Source organism: Paraprevotella xylaniphila YIT 11841 (assembly GCF_000205165.1).
Classification (GTDB): domain Bacteria; phylum Bacteroidota; class Bacteroidia; order Bacteroidales; family Bacteroidaceae; genus Paraprevotella; species Paraprevotella xylaniphila.
The window spans coordinates 1-1,090 of record NZ_GL883848.1 but is presented as its reverse complement, the minus strand read 5'-3'; the positions used below and the strand labels follow the sequence as shown (position 1 = coordinate 1,090).

Here is a 1,090-nt window from a genome sequence, read left to right as displayed (position 1 = left end):
ATCGGGTAAGTCAAGGGCATTGCTGCCCCCTTCTCCCCTAAGAACCGTACATGAGAGTTTCCCCTCATACGGCTCAAGCAACTCAATATTTCTATTTGTTGTTAGAAATCGGCTCATACTTTCAACATTTTCGTTTATTTCGCTTGTAGCAGTTGTTGTGGACAAGTTGCCGTACAATCGAACCACCAACAGATATTTCGTTGACGTTCCATGCTTTTGTACAATCTATTTCCTTGCCACATAACGGACAAATCCGGTTCTGCTTGTTCCATAAATATAAGAGAGACTTACGTCCCTTGAGAGATTCCAGCATTTGTTGCTCCTTTCGCTGAAAGAAATAATCATCGTATTCCGGGTCGAAAGGGTTTGCCTCACCTTTGATTTGCTTGTACGGGGTATAATGTATATCCGACAACCTTTTAAGGGTCAGGTAGTTCACTTTCTTGCTCTTGGTTTCATATTTCCATGCAAACGTCCATTTACGCCCCCGAATTTCATGCCAATATTTGTCTGCAACCCAAGACTTGCGTTTCTTTGGATGGCGACGTAAAGCCCATTTCTTCGTGAGATTGTAAATGTGATTGTCACAACCATGAAAAGCATCGGTTGATGCACCATATCGGTAATAGTTGCCCCAACCTGTGATTACAGGATTAAGCATTCGTATCAGCGATTCCTGCTTACACATTTTATGTCCTTTAACGATGTCACCGATTTTTGCCCTGAAGCGTTTCTGTGCATCTTTGGACGGGGATGTGTATAGCCTTTTGCCAAACTTCCTCACATTGAAACCTAAGAAATCAAAACCGTCGTATATGTTCGTAATGGTAGTTTTCTCTTCGGATAAGGTCAGCCCTCTTTCTTTGAGAAATTCTATCACGATAGGTTTGACTTCGTTTTCCAATAGCTCCTTATCTCGACCTGTGATTATAAAGTCATCCGCATAACGAATAAGGTTTACCTTGTAGTGGAATGTCTTATTGTTGCGCCATAATCTTTTGAATCTTTCAGCCAAGAGTGGTTGAAGTCCGTCAAGTGCTATATTTGCAAGTGTCGGTGATATGATACCTCCTTGTGGTGTACCCTCTTC

At 41.9% G+C, this 1,090-nt stretch carries 1 protein-coding gene; it reads right to left on the bottom strand.

From position 1 onward, the window contains the following. Window positions 1-121 precede the first annotated feature (121 nt). Window positions 122-1,090: group II intron maturase-specific domain-containing protein (locus HMPREF9442_RS07715; protein ID WP_008627137.1), on the bottom strand; the 969-nt coding region annotated here is incomplete at its 5' end.